Consider the following 14315-nt stretch of genomic DNA (forward strand, 5'->3'; position numbering starts at 1 on the left):
CGTGAGCCAGATGGAACCGCTGAACCCGGGCGTCGACCCGCGCCAGAGCTTTGATGACCCGTTGCTCGACGGCCTGCTGATCCTGTGCAAGCTGCATGGCTGTACCGTCAGCCGCGCCAGCCTGAGCGCCGGCCTGCCCTTGGCGCAACAACGCCTGAGCCTGGACTTGCTGCCACGGGCAGCGGCCCGGGCCAGCTTGCAGGCGCGGGTATTGCGCCGGGACTTGAAGGCAATATCGGCGCTCAACCTGCCGGTGCTGCTGCTGCTCAACGAAGGCCGCTGCGCGGTGCTGCGGCGTTGGAGCGAGGATGGCCAGGCGCTGATCCTGCCCAGCGAAGCCGAAGGCGGCGAACAGTGGGTCAGCCGCGAGGAGCTCGACGCGGCCTACAGCGGCCAGGCCCTGTTCGCCCGGCCACGGCACGAGATCGAAGACCTGCGCGCGCCATTGGTGCCGCGGGTCGAGGCGTGGTTTCGCGACACCTTGAAGCTGTCGCGCTGGCTGTACAGCGATGCGATTCTCGCCAGCTTGCTGATCAACCTGCTGGGCCTGATGGTGCCGCTGTTTGTCATGCAGACCTACGATCGCGTGGTGCCGAACCAGGCCACGTCGACCTTGTGGGTCCTGGTGATCGGCCTGCTGATCGGCACGGGTTTCGAGCTGGTGCTGCGGGTGGTGCGCGCTCACTTGCTGGACACCGCCGGCAAGAAGACCGACGTGATTCTTTCGGCCACCCTGTTCGAGCGCATCACCGGCATGTCGATGAAGGCGCGCCCGGCCACCATCGGCGGTTTCGCCCAGAGCATCCATGACTTCCAGGGCCTGCGCGAGTTTCTCACCGCCGTGACCCTCACCAGCCTGATCGACCTGCCCTTCGCCGTGCTGATGCTGGTGGTGATCGGCCTGCTCGGCGGTTGGCTGGTGATCATTCCTTTGTGTGCGTTCCCGCTGACCATCGGCTTTGCGATGCTGATCCAGGCTCGCCTGCGCGACACCGTGCAAAAAAGCCTGAGCCTGGGCGCCGAACGTCAGGCGCTGTTGATCGAGACCCTCGGCGGCCTGGAAACCCTCAAGGCCTGCAGCGCCGAAAGCGAGCGCCAGCACCAGTGGGAAAGCACCCATGGCGCCCTCACCCGCCTCGATAGCCACGCGCGCAACCTCTCGGCGCTGGCCACCAATGGCACGTTGTTCATCCAGCAGTTTTCCGGGATGGCAACGATTGTCGCCGGGGTCTACAGCATCATCGCCGGCAGCCTCAGTGTCGGTGCGCTGGTGGCCACCTACATGCTCGGCAGCCGGGTACTGGCGCCGCTGGGGCAGATCGCCGGGTTGATCACCCGCTATCAGCAGGCGCAATTGACCATGCGCAGCACCGACGCGTTGATGGCCCTGCCCCAGGAACGCGATCCGCAACAGCGCCCCCTGGAACGCACGCAACTGACGGGCGCCCTGGAAGTCAGCCAGGTGACCTTCCACTACGCCGGACAAAACGCCCCGGCCCTGAGCCAGGTCAGTTTCCAGCTCAAGGCGGGCGAGCGCGTGGGGATTATCGGGCGCAGCGGCTCGGGCAAAAGCACCCTGGGCCGGCTGGTGATGGGTTTTTACACCCCAGAAGAGGGCCAATTGCTGCTCGACGGTCTCGACCTGCGGCAACTGGACGTGGCCGACCTGCGCCAGCAAGTGGGCTATGTGGCCCATGATCTGCCGCTGCTGGCCGGTAGCCTGCGCGACAACCTGACCCTGGGCGCGCGCTATATCAGCGATGCGCGGATGCTCGAAGTGGCCGAGCTGACCGGCGTCAGCGAGCTGGCCCGTCAACACCCCCAAGGCTTCGACCGGCCGGTGGGCGAGCGCGGGCAACTGCTGTCCGGCGGCCAACGCCAGGCGGTGTTGCTGGCCCGCGCGCTGCTGCTCGACCCGCCGATCCTGTTGCTGGACGAACCCACCAGCGCCATGGACAACAGCAGCGAAGAAACCCTGCGCCAGCGCCTGGAGCTATGGGTCAAGGGCAAGACGTTGCTCCTGGTCACGCACCGCACCTCGATGCTCAGCCTGGTCGACCGTTTGATCGTGCTGGACAACGGCCGCATCGTGGCCGACGGCCCCAAAGAAAGTGTGATCGATGCATTGCGCAAGGGCCGTGTCGGCTCGGCCGCCGTCTAGGAGCCCCACCATGTCAGCCACTCCCTCATCACCGGGCTACTTCAAGAGTTTTGGCAAAACCGCCGACAGCGAATTCATGCCCGAACTGGCGGGCGCTGCACTGCAGGATTCGCCGCGCCGTTCACGGATTATCGTGTGGCTCACCGCCGGCCTGCTGATCTGCGCCCTGCTGTGGGCCAACTTTGCCGTGCTCGATGAAGTGACCATGGGCGAAGGCAAGGCCATCCCGTCGAGCAAAGTGCAGGTGATCCAGAACCTGGAGGGTGGCATCGTCACCCAGATTTACGTGCGCGAAGGACAGATGGTGGACAAGGGCGACAAGTTGCTGCAACTGGACGACACGCGGTTTCGCTCGAACAAGGGCGAAAGCGAAGTCGACCGTTATGCCCTCACCGCCCAGGTCGAACGCCTGTCTGCCGAGGCCGAGGGGCGGCCGTTCAAATTGTCCGATGAAGTGATCGCCAAGGCCCCGCAAGTGGCCGAGGACGAACGCTCGTTGTTCGAACAACGCCAGCGGCGCTTGAGCAGCGAACAGCGGACCTTGAGCGAACAACTGCGGCAGAAAACCCAGGAGCTGGCGGAATTCCGCTCCAAGCAGGGCCAATTCAGCTCCAGCCTGGCGCTGCTGCAGCAAGAGATGAACATGTCGGCGCCGCTGGTGGGCACCGGCGCGGTCTCGCCAGTGGAAATCCTGCGCCTCAAACGCAGCGCCGTGGAGATCCGTGGCTCATTGAACGCCACCACCCTGGCGATCCCCCGGGCGGAGTCGGCGATCAATGAGATCAAGAGCAAGATCGACGAATCGGTGCAGACCTTCCGCTCGGAAGCGGCCAAGGAGCTCAACGAAAAGCGCACTGATCTATCGAAAATCACCGCCACCAGCATCGCCATTGATGACCGTGTCAGCCGCACCACCGTGGTCTCGCCGGTCCATGGGGTAATCAAGCAACTGAAGGTCAACACTATCGGCGGCGTGGTCCAACCGGGCAGCGACATGGTGGAAATCGTACCGCTGGAAGACAACCTGCTGATCGAGGCCAAAGTGCGGCCCCAGGACGTAGCGTTCTTGCATCCGGGGCAGAAGGCGATGGTCAAGTTCAGTGCCTACGACTACACCATCTACGGCGGGCTCGCGGCAAAACTGGAGCTGATCGGCGCCGATACGATTACCGACGACAAGGGCAACAGCTTCTACCTGATCCAGGTGCGCACCGATAAGAACCATTTGGGCGGGGAGAAAAAACCGCTGCTGATCATCCCGGGGATGGTGGCAACGGTGGACATTATTACCGGGGAGAAAAGCGTGCTGGATTACTTGCTCAAGCCGGTGCTGAAGGCGAGGACGGAGGCGATGCGCGAGCGTTAACGGTGTTTGCGCGGGCGCCATCGCCGGCAAGCCAGCTCCCACATTGACCGCGCATGTCTTGAGCAACGCGGTCAATGTGGGAGCTGGCTTGCCGGCGATGGCCCCACCTCGGTGCCCCTGCTAATCCCCCCCATGATTGCGCAGGAAAACCTCTTCCCCCATCGCCGCAATCTGCCCCTCGATCAACGTCTCGAACGGTCGCAATAACGGCTCGAATGACTGCGGCGCCTCCAGCACCGTCAACGCCTGCACGATCGCCTCCACCGTCGACAACGCCCCCGGCCCCGGTGCCTTGCGCAACCGATAACGGGACACGGCGCCCGCCGTCAGCGTCACCCGTGGCAACGCCGCCAGCAGCGGGTTGAGGTGCAGCAATTTACGCGCCTTGCGCCAGGTGCCGTCGGGCACCACCAGCAGCAGCGGTTTGTCGGATGGGCTGTAGGCCTGCAGCGGCTGCGCGTCCTCGCCGGGAAACAGCAGCCGCGCCTGATACCCAGGGGGGTTGAGCAAGGTCTGCAAGCCTTCGAATACTTCACCCACCACCAGTTGCGCATTCACCAGGCCCAACGCGGCCAGACGTGCGGTGTTGAGGGCATGGTTGACCTCGCTGGGATGTTGCAACAGCAACACTCGGGTGCGGCTGTCCAGGCTCGGGATCAGCGCGCACAGGCAGTGGGTGGTCGGCCGCAGGCAGCGGGGGCATTGGAGTCTGGACATGTTCAGGCCTGATTGAGCTGTGCTTTGAGTAAGTCGCGGAAGGTCTGGATCAACGGTTCGCGGCTGCGCCCACGGCGCATGATCAGCGAAAACGGCGCCTGGTAGCCAAAAGTCGCGGGCAGCAGCACCCGCAAGTCGCCCTTGTCAGCCCAGGCCTGGGCGTAGTGTTCGGGCAAGTAGCCGATGTAGGCACCGGACAGCACCAGGATCAACTGCGCTTCCATGCTTTCTACCGTCGCGGCGCTGTGTTTGAAGCCGTGGCGCGCCAGTTCCGCCTGGCTCCAATACCCGCGCCCGACCATGCGTTGCTGGGTAATCACCTGTTCGGGGATGCGCCGCTCGCTGAACAGTGGATGGCGCGAACTGCAGTAAAGCCAGTGTTGCTCGCGGTACAACGGCATGTAGATCAAGCCGCTCATGCGGTTGGAGAAGGCGCCGATGGCCAGGTCCAGGCGATTGTCCTGGACCCCGAGTTGCAGCTCGTAGGGGCTCATGACCGACAAATGCAAATGCACGGCCGGGTGCTCAAGGCTGTAGGCGCCGATGACTTCGGCGAATGGCAGGGCCTTGTCGCTGACGGTGGAGTCGAGCACGCCCAGTTTGAGCGTGCCACGCAGCTCGCCTTTGAGCGCCGCCGCATACTGCTCGAAGCCCTCCAACTCGGCCAGCAGGCGCAAGGTTTCCTGATGAAACAGCTCACCCTTGCTGGTCAGGCTGAAACCGCCCCGCCCACGATGGCACAACACCAGGCCCAGGGCGCCTTCCAACTGGCTCATATAGGTGCTGATGGCGGACGTCGACAGGTTGAGTTCGTGCTGGGCATTGGCAAACCCTTGGTGGCGCACCACGCTGACGAAGATGCGCAACAGTTTCAGGTCGGGCAAGGCGCTGGCCATGGAACCTCCAGGCAAAAAATCGGCTGACAGGCCCATTCCCTGTAGGAGCGAGCTTGCTCGCGAAAAACCTGAAAGCGCCGCGTACGTTCTGAATGCCCGCGTGATCGTTAACGTTTTTCGCGAGCAAGCTCGCTCCTACAGGGAACAGGTTTTGCACACCGGTGGAGTCTACCCCAGGCATTAGTTCAGAAAAATCTGAACTAAGTATTTTCCCGCAGCGATTCTTCCCGTGTCCGACATTTCGCAGAATCGGCCTCTGATAACCACAACAACGATGAGGCACTCCCGTGGACAAGATCTTTCACCAACCACTGGGCGGCAACGAAATGCCGCGCTTTGCCGGCATCGCCACCATGATGCGCCTGCCCCACCTGCAAACCGCAGCCGGCCTGGATGCGGCCTTCGTCGGTGTGCCCCTGGATATTGGCACCTCGCTGCGCGCCGGGACCCGCTTCGGGCCCCGCGAAATCCGCGCCGAGTCGGTGATGATCCGCCCCTACAACATGGCCACCGGCGCCGCACCGTTCGACTCGCTGTCAGTGGCCGACATCGGCGATGTGGCGATCAACACCTTCAACCTGCTGGACGCCGTGCGCATCATCGAAGAATCCTACGATGAAATCCTCAAGCACGACGTGATCCCGCTGACCCTGGGCGGCGACCACACCATCACCCTGCCGATCCTACGGGCGATCCACAAGAAGCACGGCAAGGTCGGGCTGGTGCATATCGATGCCCACGCCGACGTCAATGACCATATGTTCGGCGAGAAAATCGCCCACGGCACCACCTTCCGCCGTGCCGTCGAAGAGGGCCTGCTCGATTGCGACCGCGTGGTGCAAATCGGCCTGCGCGCCCAGGGCTATACCGCCGAAGACTTCAACTGGAGCCGTAAACAGGGGTTCCGCGTGGTCCAGGCCGAAGAGTGCTGGCACCAGTCCCTCGCGCCGTTGATGGCCGAAGTCCGGGAAAAGGTCGGCGGCGGCCCGGTGTACCTGAGTTTCGACATCGACGGTATCGATCCGGCCTGGGCACCCGGTACCGGCACCCCGGAAATCGGCGGGCTGACCACCATCCAGGCGATCGAGATTATCCGTGGCTGCCAGGGCCTGGAGCTGATTGGTTGTGACCTGGTGGAAGTTTCGCCGCCCTACGACACCACCGGCAACACCTCGTTGCTGGGCGCCAACCTGCTGTACGAAATGCTCTGTGTACTGCCTGGCGTCACGCACCGCTGATGTAGCGCGGGGCCATGTGCCCCGCGCCTGAACACCGATAAAAATAATAATTGGAGATTCGCCACCATGGCTGTGGATCTATTCGTCGTACTTATCTACGCCGCCGGCATGCTCGTGCTCGGCTATTTGGGCATGCGCCGGGCCAAGACCCATGAAGACTACCTGGTCGCCGGGCGCAACCTGGGGCCGACCCTGTACATGGGCACCATGGCGGCAACGGTACTCGGTGGCGCGTCCACCGTGGGCAGCGTGCGCCTGGGGTATGTCCACGGCATTTCCGGCTTCTGGCTCTGCGCAGCGCTGGGCGCGGGGATCATCGCGCTGAACCTGTTCCTCGCCAAGCCCTTGCTCAAGCTGAAAATTTTCACCGTGACCCAGGTCCTGGAGCAGCGCTACAACCCCACGGCCCGCCAGGCCAGCGGGTTGATCATGCTGGCCTACGCGCTGATGCTGGCAGTGACCTCGATCCTGGGGATCGGCACCGTATTGCAAGTGATGTTTGACCTGCCCTTCTGGGCCGCCATCCTGCTGGGCGGTGGCGTGGTGCTGGTGTATTCGACCATTGGCGGCATGTGGTCACTGACCTTGACCGATATCGTGCAGTTCGTGATCAAGACCGTCGGCCTGATGTTTATCCTGCTGCCGATCTGCCTGTACCGCGTGGGCGGCTGGGATGAGCTGGTGGCCAAGCTGCCAGCGGCCAGTTTCAGCTTCACCAGCATCGGCTGGGACACCATCATCACCTACTTCATGATCTACTTTTTCGGCATCCTGATCGGCCAGGACATCTGGCAACGGGTCTTTACCGCCCGGGACGAAAAGGTCGCCAAGTATGCCGGCACTTTCGCCGGTTTCTACTGCATCCTCTACGGCCTGGCCTGTGCCCTGATCGGCATGGCCGCCCATGTGCTGATCCCGGACCTGGACAACGTCAACAACGCCTTCGCCGCCATCGTCAAACTGTCGCTGCCCGATGGCCTGCGTGGCCTGGTGATCGCCGCGGCCCTGGCGGCCATGATGTCCACGGCCAGCGCCGGGCTGCTCGCCGCATCCACCGTGCTCACCGAAGACCTGCTGCCACGCCTGCGCGGCGGCAAACAGTCGAGCCTGAACATCAACCGCCTGTTCACCCTGCTGACCGGCATCGCCGTGCTGGCTATCGCTTTGGTGGTAACCGATGTGATCAGTGCCTTGACCCTGGCCTATAACCTGCTGGTCGGCGGTATGTTGATCCCGTTGATCGGGGCGATCTACTGGAAACGCGCGACCACTTCGGGCGCAATCAGCGCCATGGCACTGGGGTTTGCCACGTCTCTGGTGTTCATGATCAAGGATGGTCTGGAGGCAAACACACCGATCTACTACAGCCTGGGCGTGAGTGTGGTGAGTTTTGTGCTGGTGAGCATGCTGTCGCGCCGGCCACAGGTGGCGGTGGCCGACGCGGCTTGAATAAAGCTTTCTTCAGCGGGTGCGACGTCGGTGTCGCATCCGTTTTTTTAATCCCCGGGTTTTGCAAACAGGTCGCTGCACTCTTCACAAGTAAAGTACTGCTCTGCCGACGGACACTGGACGACCCCAGTGGCTCCCGCCCTTACCTGCCACGTACAAACCTGCCCGTTGTACTTCAGACTGCCCTCCAAATAGCAAGGTGCCCACTCGTAACGGTCATGCAGGGTGCGGCTATCAATCTTCGACGCCCGTTGGAAAAACGCCCGCACACGGCTTGAGTCGAGCGGCACGTCAGAAGACCGGCAACTCTCGGGTTCCTGGGATTGGAAGCTGGAGATAACAATGCTTTCAAGGTCGGGCGTGTTGTGCAGATCCGTACATCCCGCAACAACGAGTAATGCGCCAATCGGCCACGCTTTGATCGTCATCATTCCCACACCGCACTACTGGCTTCACCTGGGTTTTTATAGGATATCTGCGGATGCCTGTAGACATCACCCGAGGATAGGTTGAAATGAACATACAACTCGTTAACGAGCCATTGAAGGGATTGGTTCTGGGCGCCGGTAACGGTCTCATACCGAGAGGTATCCAAGTGCTTGCCCACCAGTTCGATGCCAATAGAGTCGGAGTTCACGGGATAGCGTTCAGGATAGCTTTTGGCTCGCTCATGCGCGTCCAACGCCTTGATCTGCGCAGTCCACGATAACGTTTGAATCCGGGCCATCTGCGCGCTGTCACACGTTTTTTTATCAATCGCCAAGCACTTCGAGCGAATGAGTTTTCCAACGTGGTAACAGCGTTTTTTCAAACTGGCCGTCTGGTAAACAAAACCATTTTTATCAATCAGAAAGTGCGCACCACTGCCTTTTGCGAGGTAGCCATTGAACGTATGTTGCGCCGTCGGTGCATCCGTCTGGTGGACAACTAAAGCCTGCACACCGTGCAAATCCCCATGCTCAATCGCGTTAAATCGACGCAGTATCACTTTGTCGGAGATCAGAATCCCATCACTGTTAACAAACGACATACCCCTGCCTTCCTTCCTTGAAGAGAGCAGGAATATAAAACGTCCAAATACAGAAAAGGTCGAGGGAGCAGACAAAAGGAAACGTCCGACCAGAATACTTCCATGATCAGACAAAGCGAGCGCAACTTAATTTAGGAAAGTGGTCTTCGACTGGCGCGGTTCTATCACATACGAGCACGCGCCCATCCACTGTGTTCCTGGGAAAGCATAACCAGTGATCGCGCCCAAACACCAATGCCTGAGCGCTTTTCCGGGCTTACCTGCGACGCGGGCGGCGCTGTTCGTCATCGGTGCGGATAGGCACCGGTTGCAGCGGTGGCTCGATCAAGCCGAGTGCGACGCCGAGGTCGTGCAGCCAGTTTTGCAGTTTTTCTTTCATGGTGCCCCCTTTGAGGGTAGTGCCGAGCAGCTGGAATTCTGTGGCTGCTTCCTACAGATAGTAGTACTAAGTCCCACGCAATGCTTGCCTGAAACCGCAACGAACCATTACTGAATTGATACAAATCCTGACGATGCGGTCAGGCAATCGCTCGCGCCTCTTGTTCAGGCCGCGTCTTGCCCTCTTGCTGCAGGTCAATCCACGCGTTGAGATTAGCCCCGAGCATGCCCTTGCGCCACATCAGCCAGGTGGTCGCGTGGGCAAACGGCTCGGCCAGGGGGTGGATCGAGACGCTGTGCTTGCCGGGCAGGCTGTCGAGCATCGATTCGGACATCAACGCCACCCCGGAACCGGCGATCACACACGCCAGCATGCCTTGATACGACTCAATCTCGATGGCCCGCCCCATGGCTACGCGGTCGTGGGAAAACCACGCTTCCAGGCGCGCCCGATACGAACAACTGCGTCGGAAGGTGAACACCGAGCGCCCGGCCACATCCTGCGGGCCGCGTACCGGCGGGTGGTCCGCCTCGCAGATCAGCAGCAAGCGTTCCTCGCACAACGGCACACCGTCCAGGGTCGCCAAGGTCAATGGGCCATCCACCAGCGCCGCATCCAGACGCCCGGTGATCAGGCCTTCAAGCAGCTCACCGCTGGGCGCCGACTGCACTTGCAGGTTCACCATCGGGTAAGCCTTGTGATACTGCGCCAGCAGTTTCGGCAAATGGATCGCGGCGGTGCTGTACATGCTGCCCAGCACAAAGTCCCCGGCTGGTTGCCCGCCCTGTACGGCGCCGTGCGCTTCGTCGTGCAGCGCCAGAAGCCGCGTGCTGTAGTCGAGCAGCACCTTGCCAGCCGGCGACAATTGCAGGCGCTGGCGCTCGCGCACGAACAACTCGACACCCAATTGCTCTTCCATTTGCTTGAGCCGGGTCGAGAGGTTCGACGGCACCCGGTGCAGGCGCTCTGCCGCACGGGTGATAGAGCCCTCTTCGGCCACAGCCTGGAAAATACGCAGTTGGCTGAACTCCACGACCATTCTCCTTAACTGAACAAGTTGCTCAGTATTATTCATTTTTACTGAATAACAATCCACCTTAACCTGGGGTCATCGCTTCTTGCAGGAATTTGCCCCATGTCTCCCTTGATTCGCTTACTCGCCAGCTTTATCGCCCTGATGATGGCCATGGGCATTGGCCGCTTTGCCCTCACCCCGCAAATGCCACACTTGCTCAGCGAAGGGCAAATCGACCTGACCGAGGCCGGGCTGATCGCCGCAGCCAACTACCTGGGCTATTTCGTGGGGGCCGTGGACTCGATGTTCGCGCGCAGTCATCACCACATACGCGGGCGACTGCTCGGCGGGTTGTGGTTGTGTGTGCTGCTGACCCTGGCGTCGTTCTGGGCCAGCGGCTTCTGGTCGCACCTGATATTGCGCTTTGGCACGGGCGTGGCCAGCGCCTGGGTGCTGGTGATGATTACCGGCCTGAGCCAACCCCTGGCGATTGCCGCCGGGCGCCCGCGATTAGGAGCATTGGTATTTGCCGGGCCTGGGCTGGGGATCCTGCTCACGGGACTGTTGGCATTGGGCTCGAACCTGTTGGCCGAGGATTCGGCGACGTTGTGGCTGGTGTATGGCGTGGTCGCCCTGGGCATGTTGCTGGTGATCCTGCCGTTGCTGCCCAAGCCTGACAGAGGACAGCCGCAGAGCAGCAGCGCCACAACCGGGAGCAATGGCAGCATCGCGCATCTGGGCTGGGTTTACCTGTTGTTTGGCTTGGGCTACATCATCCCCGCCACGTTCCTGTCACAAATGGCCAGCGCGCAGTTCAAGGGCGCCTGGCAGGCGGACCTGTTCTGGCCGTGCTTTGGCCTCGCGGCAGCCCTGGGTGTGTTGCTGGTCAGCCTGCGCAAGCCCAACCCCGACACTACACGCTATTGGTTGATGGCCACCCTATGGCTGCAAGCGGCCGGCGTCTTCGCTTGTTTGCTGGGCAATGGTGTGGGTTTGGCATTGGGCGTAGTGCTGTGCGGTCTGCCGTTCCTGGCGTGCATGCAACTGGTGATGCAGCGCCTGCGGGAAATCGCACCCCACGGTGCGCAACGCAGCACGGGGCTGCTGACGGCATGTTTTGCCCTGGGCCAGTTAAGTGGCCCACTGCTGGCCTCGTTGAGCAGTCACCTTAGCGGCGGCTTGCAGCCGGCGCTGATAGTAGCGGGCAGCGGCCTGATACTGGCCGGTGCATTGCTGCTACGACCGGCCCCGGCACCGATTGATTGCCGGGCGCGGCTCAGCCCCTGACGCGGTGCGCCGCCCCGTACCCCAGCAAGCAGCACGCAGCCGTGAGGAAGGTGCCCCACGCCATGTCCATCAATGCCAGGCCCGCCGACCAGCCTTGCAAGGTCGCCCAGTTGCTCAGGTCATAGGTGCCATAGGCCACCAACCCGAGCAAGGCGCCCAGGCGGGCAGCCCGTTGCCAGCCACCACTGGCCAGCGCCGGCAGCACCACAAAAGCCACACAGCCGAATACATAAAGGAAGTAGAACAGTGCCGCCGGCAGCAATCGCGGTTGTTCAAGCATCAGCGGCCCCAGCAGGGCCTTGTAGGTCGACCCCATCAACACGCCAAGCCAGAGGCCATCGAGCACTAAAAAAGCCAATAACGTACCGAGGTAAGCACACACGACTTTTTTGCCCATGACGACACCCTACTGTAGGAGCCGGCATGCCGGCGATAGCGACTCCTACACAAGAGCAGGTTGCAGTCAGCTTAGTTCAATGCGATCAGCGTGAATCACGATCTGGCCCTGCTTGTACAGTGCACCAATGGCCTTCTTGAAGTTGCCCTTGCTCACGCCAAACAAGTTGCTGATCACGGTCGGGTCGCTCTTGTCGCTGACCGGCAGGCTGCCGTTGTTTTCACGCAACTTGGCGAGGATCTTCGAGTTCAGGCTGGACGCCGCTTGCTCGCCGACCGGTTGCAGGCTCAGGCTGATATTGCCATCGGCGCGGATTTCCTTGATGAAACCCTTCTCTTCCTTGCCCGGACGCAGGAACTTGAACACTTCGTTCTTGTGGATCAGGCCCCAGTGCTTGTTGTTGATGATCGCCTTGAACCCCATATCAGTGGCTTCGGCAACCAGCAAGTCAACTTCCTGGCCCACGGTGTAGTTGGCCGGGGTCTTGTCCAGGTAACGGTCCAGGCGCGCAGTGGCGGTGATGCGCTTGGTGTGCTTGTCGAGGTAGACATGCACCACGCAGTATTCACCGGCAGTCAGTTGGCGCTTTTCCTCGGAGTAAGGCAGCAGCAGGTCCTTGGGTAGGCCCCAGTCGAGGAATACCCCGATGCTGTTGACTTCTACCACTTTCAGGCTGGCAAACTCACCCACCTGCACTTTTGGTTTTTCAGTGGTGGCGATAAGTTTGTCATCGCTGTCCAGATAAATAAAAACGTTAAGCCAGTCTTCATCTTCACTGGGAATATCTTTGGGAATATAACGATTAGGCAAGAGGATTTCGCCCTCTTGCTCACCATCCAGATACAAACCAAAGTTAGTGTGTTTAACCACTTGCAAACTGTTGTAGCGCCCGACTAAAGCCATTTCCAATACCCTCATTGCGTGGGCGGCATTCTACCCGACTTGAAGGCAGCGGTCCCGTGTCCAGGCGCGCAACCCTGAAAAATCGCGGGTTTGCCAGGGGATTTCAGGCAATCGCTCCGCTCGTCAGGTCGGGCTACGTGCTGGCATCGATGGCCGGCTGGTTTTTCCCCCTCGGGTTTCTATTTAAAACAGCGAGTTAGGGCCCTCAACCATGGATCAACTTAGGTTTTTATAATAACGCAGCTTATTCCTGGGAGATATTTACCAAGCAATTGTCAAGTATTTCATGTACGATGCCTGGCCAAGTTAATTTTCTACAGGTTAGTGGCCGCCATGCGCGTAAAAGCATCCAACAGCAAAGCAAAGCCAGCTCCCGCCGTTGAAACCAGCGAATCGATCAACAACCAAATCGCCGCGTTCCTCAAGTCCGGTGGCGAAATCCAGCAGATCGCCAAGGGCGTGAGCGGCCAGACTTTCGGCCCGTCCAAGCAGATCACCCTGGGTAAGAAGTAAGCGCGAAGCCGCCTACGCCTCCCACCTGGTCCCTAAGCGTCTTGCCTATCAAGGCGCTAGGACTAGAGCCCGCACCCTCCCCCCGACACACTTTCAACCCCGCCAATCGACGAACGGGCCTCAGCCCCTGACTTTCGCCGGTATGCTTGCACACGTCTAGATCGGGCGTTTGCCCGATTCCTTCTGTTACTGCTCCTCGCTTTTCATGGAGTGACGCATGCTCAAGCCGTGCATTTTCCTGGTCAGCGCCCTGCTCGCCAGCCCCCTCGCCGACGCGCAGGTTTTCCAGCGTGAACTGGGCGACTTCGACTTGAAACTGGGGACTACGCCCAGTCGCAGCATGGCCCAGGGCCTGGTCAAACCCACCTCTCCGGGCAGCAACTCGTTCCACGGCGGCCTCGACCTGAGCCACGCCAGCGGTCTGTATTTCGGCCAGTTTTCGCCGAGCATGGGCCTGTCACCCGCCAGTAACCTGGAAGTCGATTCCTATTTGGGCTTCAAGCGCCCGTTCGACCAGACCCTGGGCTATGAACTGGGGATGATCCATTACAGCTACCCCAAGTTGAGCCCGCTCGACAGCCAGGAGTTCTACGGCGGCCTGAACTTGCTGGGCAATCGCTTTGGCGTGTCATTGGGCAACGACCCCGATCGGCGCGACAGCACCCTGTTTGCCGACCTGGGCGGGACCCAGCCGTTTGGCATTGGCGTGAGCATGAAGTACACCACTCATCAGTTAGGCGCTCCGGCATCGGTGGAGGGCGGCTCGATCCGTAGTTTCAGCGACTGGTCGGTGAAGTTCTCCCGGCCGTGGATGGGCGTCAACCTGGACCTGATCTACAGCGACTCCAGCCTCAGCGGCAGCGACTGCTCGGCCTACTCCGGACACAATTCGCAATGTGATGGCCTGTTGACCCTCAAGGCCGAGCGATCGTTTTATTGATGGGCTGAACTGTCACGCCCCCGG

The 14315-nt window shown here is 61.0% G+C and carries 14 protein-coding genes; 7 read left to right on the forward strand and 7 right to left on the reverse strand.

Going from position 1 to position 14315, the window contains the following annotated elements:
* The first annotated feature begins 1 nt into the window (after window position 1).
* Entirely contained in the window at window positions 2-2161 is a 2160-nt protein-coding gene (locus HKK57_RS02385; RefSeq protein WP_070995133.1) for a type I secretion system permease/ATPase, read from the forward strand.
* Window positions 2162-2171: 10 nt separating this feature from the next.
* Window positions 2172-3527 (forward strand): HlyD family type I secretion periplasmic adaptor subunit, encoded by a 1356-nt coding sequence (locus tag HKK57_RS02390; protein ID WP_029292388.1) that lies wholly within the window; start codon window positions 2172-2174, stop codon window positions 3525-3527.
* Window positions 3528-3647: 120 nt separating this feature from the next.
* On the opposite strand, the gene HKK57_RS02395 is transcribed toward HKK57_RS02390, so the two are convergent.
* Window positions 3648-4244, reverse strand: coding sequence for a tRNA-uridine aminocarboxypropyltransferase (locus tag HKK57_RS02395; RefSeq protein ID WP_169389725.1), 597 nt, complete (start codon window positions 4242-4244; stop codon window positions 3648-3650).
* Between the two features lie 2 nt (window positions 4245-4246).
* Entirely contained in the window at window positions 4247-5140 is an 894-nt protein-coding gene (locus HKK57_RS02400) for a LysR family transcriptional regulator (RefSeq protein ID WP_169389726.1), read from the reverse strand.
* A 287-nt stretch (window positions 5141-5427) separates the two neighbouring features.
* Here HKK57_RS02400 and speB point away from each other — a divergent pair, with 287 nt between their 5' ends.
* Both speB and HKK57_RS02410 read left to right on the forward strand, forming a co-directional pair.
* A complete protein-coding gene (gene speB / locus HKK57_RS02405) occupies window positions 5428-6378 on the forward strand; it encodes an agmatinase (protein ID WP_029292385.1) in 951 nt (316 codons plus the stop codon).
* Window positions 6379-6444: 66 nt separating this feature from the next.
* Complete coding sequence (locus HKK57_RS02410) at window positions 6445-7827, forward strand: sodium:solute symporter (protein ID WP_070995126.1); 1383 nt, start codon at window positions 6445-6447, stop codon at window positions 7825-7827.
* Window positions 7828-8254: 427 nt separating this feature from the next.
* Here the strand turns inward: HKK57_RS02410 and HKK57_RS02415 are convergent, their stop codons facing one another.
* The 3 genes from HKK57_RS02415 to ptrR all read right to left on the reverse strand — a co-directional run bounded on the left by HKK57_RS02415 (window position 8255) and on the right by ptrR (window position 10269).
* Window positions 8255-8857, reverse strand: a complete 603-nt coding sequence (locus HKK57_RS02415; protein ID WP_169389727.1) for a peptidoglycan recognition protein family protein — start codon at window positions 8855-8857, stop codon at window positions 8255-8257.
* Between the two features lie 256 nt (window positions 8858-9113).
* The gene (locus tag HKK57_RS27145; protein ID WP_003210728.1) at window positions 9114-9236 is read right to left on the reverse strand and encodes a PA1414 family protein; all 123 of its coding nucleotides are present in this window, start codon (window positions 9234-9236) and stop codon (window positions 9114-9116) included.
* 139 nt (window positions 9237-9375) lie between these two features.
* The gene (ptrR, locus tag HKK57_RS02420) at window positions 9376-10269 is read right to left on the reverse strand and encodes a putrescine utilization regulator PtrR (protein WP_070995135.1); all 894 of its coding nucleotides are present in this window, start codon (window positions 10267-10269) and stop codon (window positions 9376-9378) included.
* Window positions 10270-10371: 102 nt separating this feature from the next.
* On the opposite strand from ptrR, the gene HKK57_RS02425 reads away from it, so the two are divergent.
* Window positions 10372-11538: a YbfB/YjiJ family MFS transporter gene (locus HKK57_RS02425; protein WP_169389728.1), complete on the forward strand. Its 1167-nt coding sequence runs from the start codon at window positions 10372-10374 to the stop codon at window positions 11536-11538.
* On the opposite strand, the gene HKK57_RS02430 is transcribed toward HKK57_RS02425, so the two are convergent.
* Together HKK57_RS02430 and HKK57_RS02435 are read right to left on the reverse strand one after the other, a co-directional pair.
* Window positions 11528-11935, reverse strand: coding sequence for a DUF2177 family protein (locus HKK57_RS02430; RefSeq protein ID WP_154906382.1), 408 nt, complete (start codon window positions 11933-11935; stop codon window positions 11528-11530). The genes HKK57_RS02425 and HKK57_RS02430 overlap by 11 nt on opposite strands.
* Window positions 11936-12001: 66 nt before the next feature.
* Window positions 12002-12838 (reverse strand): CvfB family protein, encoded by an 837-nt coding sequence (locus HKK57_RS02435; RefSeq protein WP_029292380.1) that lies wholly within the window; start codon window positions 12836-12838, stop codon window positions 12002-12004.
* A 333-nt stretch (window positions 12839-13171) separates the two neighbouring features.
* On the opposite strand from HKK57_RS02435, the gene HKK57_RS02440 reads away from it, so the two are divergent.
* Together HKK57_RS02440 and HKK57_RS02445 are read left to right on the forward strand one after the other, a co-directional pair.
* Window positions 13172-13351, forward strand: coding sequence for a hypothetical protein (locus HKK57_RS02440; protein ID WP_007946007.1), 180 nt, complete (start codon window positions 13172-13174; stop codon window positions 13349-13351).
* A 217-nt stretch (window positions 13352-13568) separates the two neighbouring features.
* Window positions 13569-14291: a TorF family putative porin gene (locus HKK57_RS02445; RefSeq protein ID WP_169389729.1), complete on the forward strand. Its 723-nt coding sequence runs from the start codon at window positions 13569-13571 to the stop codon at window positions 14289-14291.
* Window positions 14292-14315 lie beyond the last annotated feature (24 nt).

Origin of the sequence: Pseudomonas sp. ADAK21 (genome assembly GCF_012935735.1) — a bacterium.
Taxonomy (GTDB): Bacteria; Pseudomonadota; Gammaproteobacteria; order Pseudomonadales; family Pseudomonadaceae; genus Aquipseudomonas; species Aquipseudomonas proteolytica.

Coding starts and splice junctions, on each gene's coding strand:
- HKK57_RS02430 (WP_154906382.1), bottom strand. CDS start 11,935: ATGGGCAAAAAAGTCGTGTGTGCTTACCTCGGTACGTTATTGGCTTTT.
- HKK57_RS02400 (WP_169389726.1), bottom strand. CDS start 5,140: ATGGCCAGCGCCTTGCCCGACCTGAAACTGTTGCGCATCTTCGTCAGC.
- HKK57_RS02410 (WP_070995126.1), top strand. CDS start 6,445: ATGGCTGTGGATCTATTCGTCGTACTTATCTACGCCGCCGGCATGCTC.
- HKK57_RS02425 (WP_169389728.1), top strand. CDS start 10,372: ATGTCTCCCTTGATTCGCTTACTCGCCAGCTTTATCGCCCTGATGATG.
- HKK57_RS02440 (WP_007946007.1), top strand. CDS start 13,172: ATGCGCGTAAAAGCATCCAACAGCAAAGCAAAGCCAGCTCCCGCCGTT.
- HKK57_RS02435 (WP_029292380.1), bottom strand. CDS start 12,838: ATGGCTTTAGTCGGGCGCTACAACAGTTTGCAAGTGGTTAAACACACT.
- HKK57_RS02445 (WP_169389729.1), top strand. CDS start 13,569: ATGCTCAAGCCGTGCATTTTCCTGGTCAGCGCCCTGCTCGCCAGCCCC.
- HKK57_RS02415 (WP_169389727.1), bottom strand. CDS start 8,857: ATGTCGTTTGTTAACAGTGATGGGATTCTGATCTCCGACAAAGTGATA.
- HKK57_RS02395 (WP_169389725.1), bottom strand. CDS start 4,244: ATGTCCAGACTCCAATGCCCCCGCTGCCTGCGGCCGACCACCCACTGC.
- HKK57_RS27145 (WP_003210728.1), bottom strand. CDS start 9,236: ATGAAAGAAAAACTGCAAAACTGGCTGCACGACCTCGGCGTCGCACTC.
- HKK57_RS02390 (WP_029292388.1), top strand. CDS start 2,172: ATGTCAGCCACTCCCTCATCACCGGGCTACTTCAAGAGTTTTGGCAAA.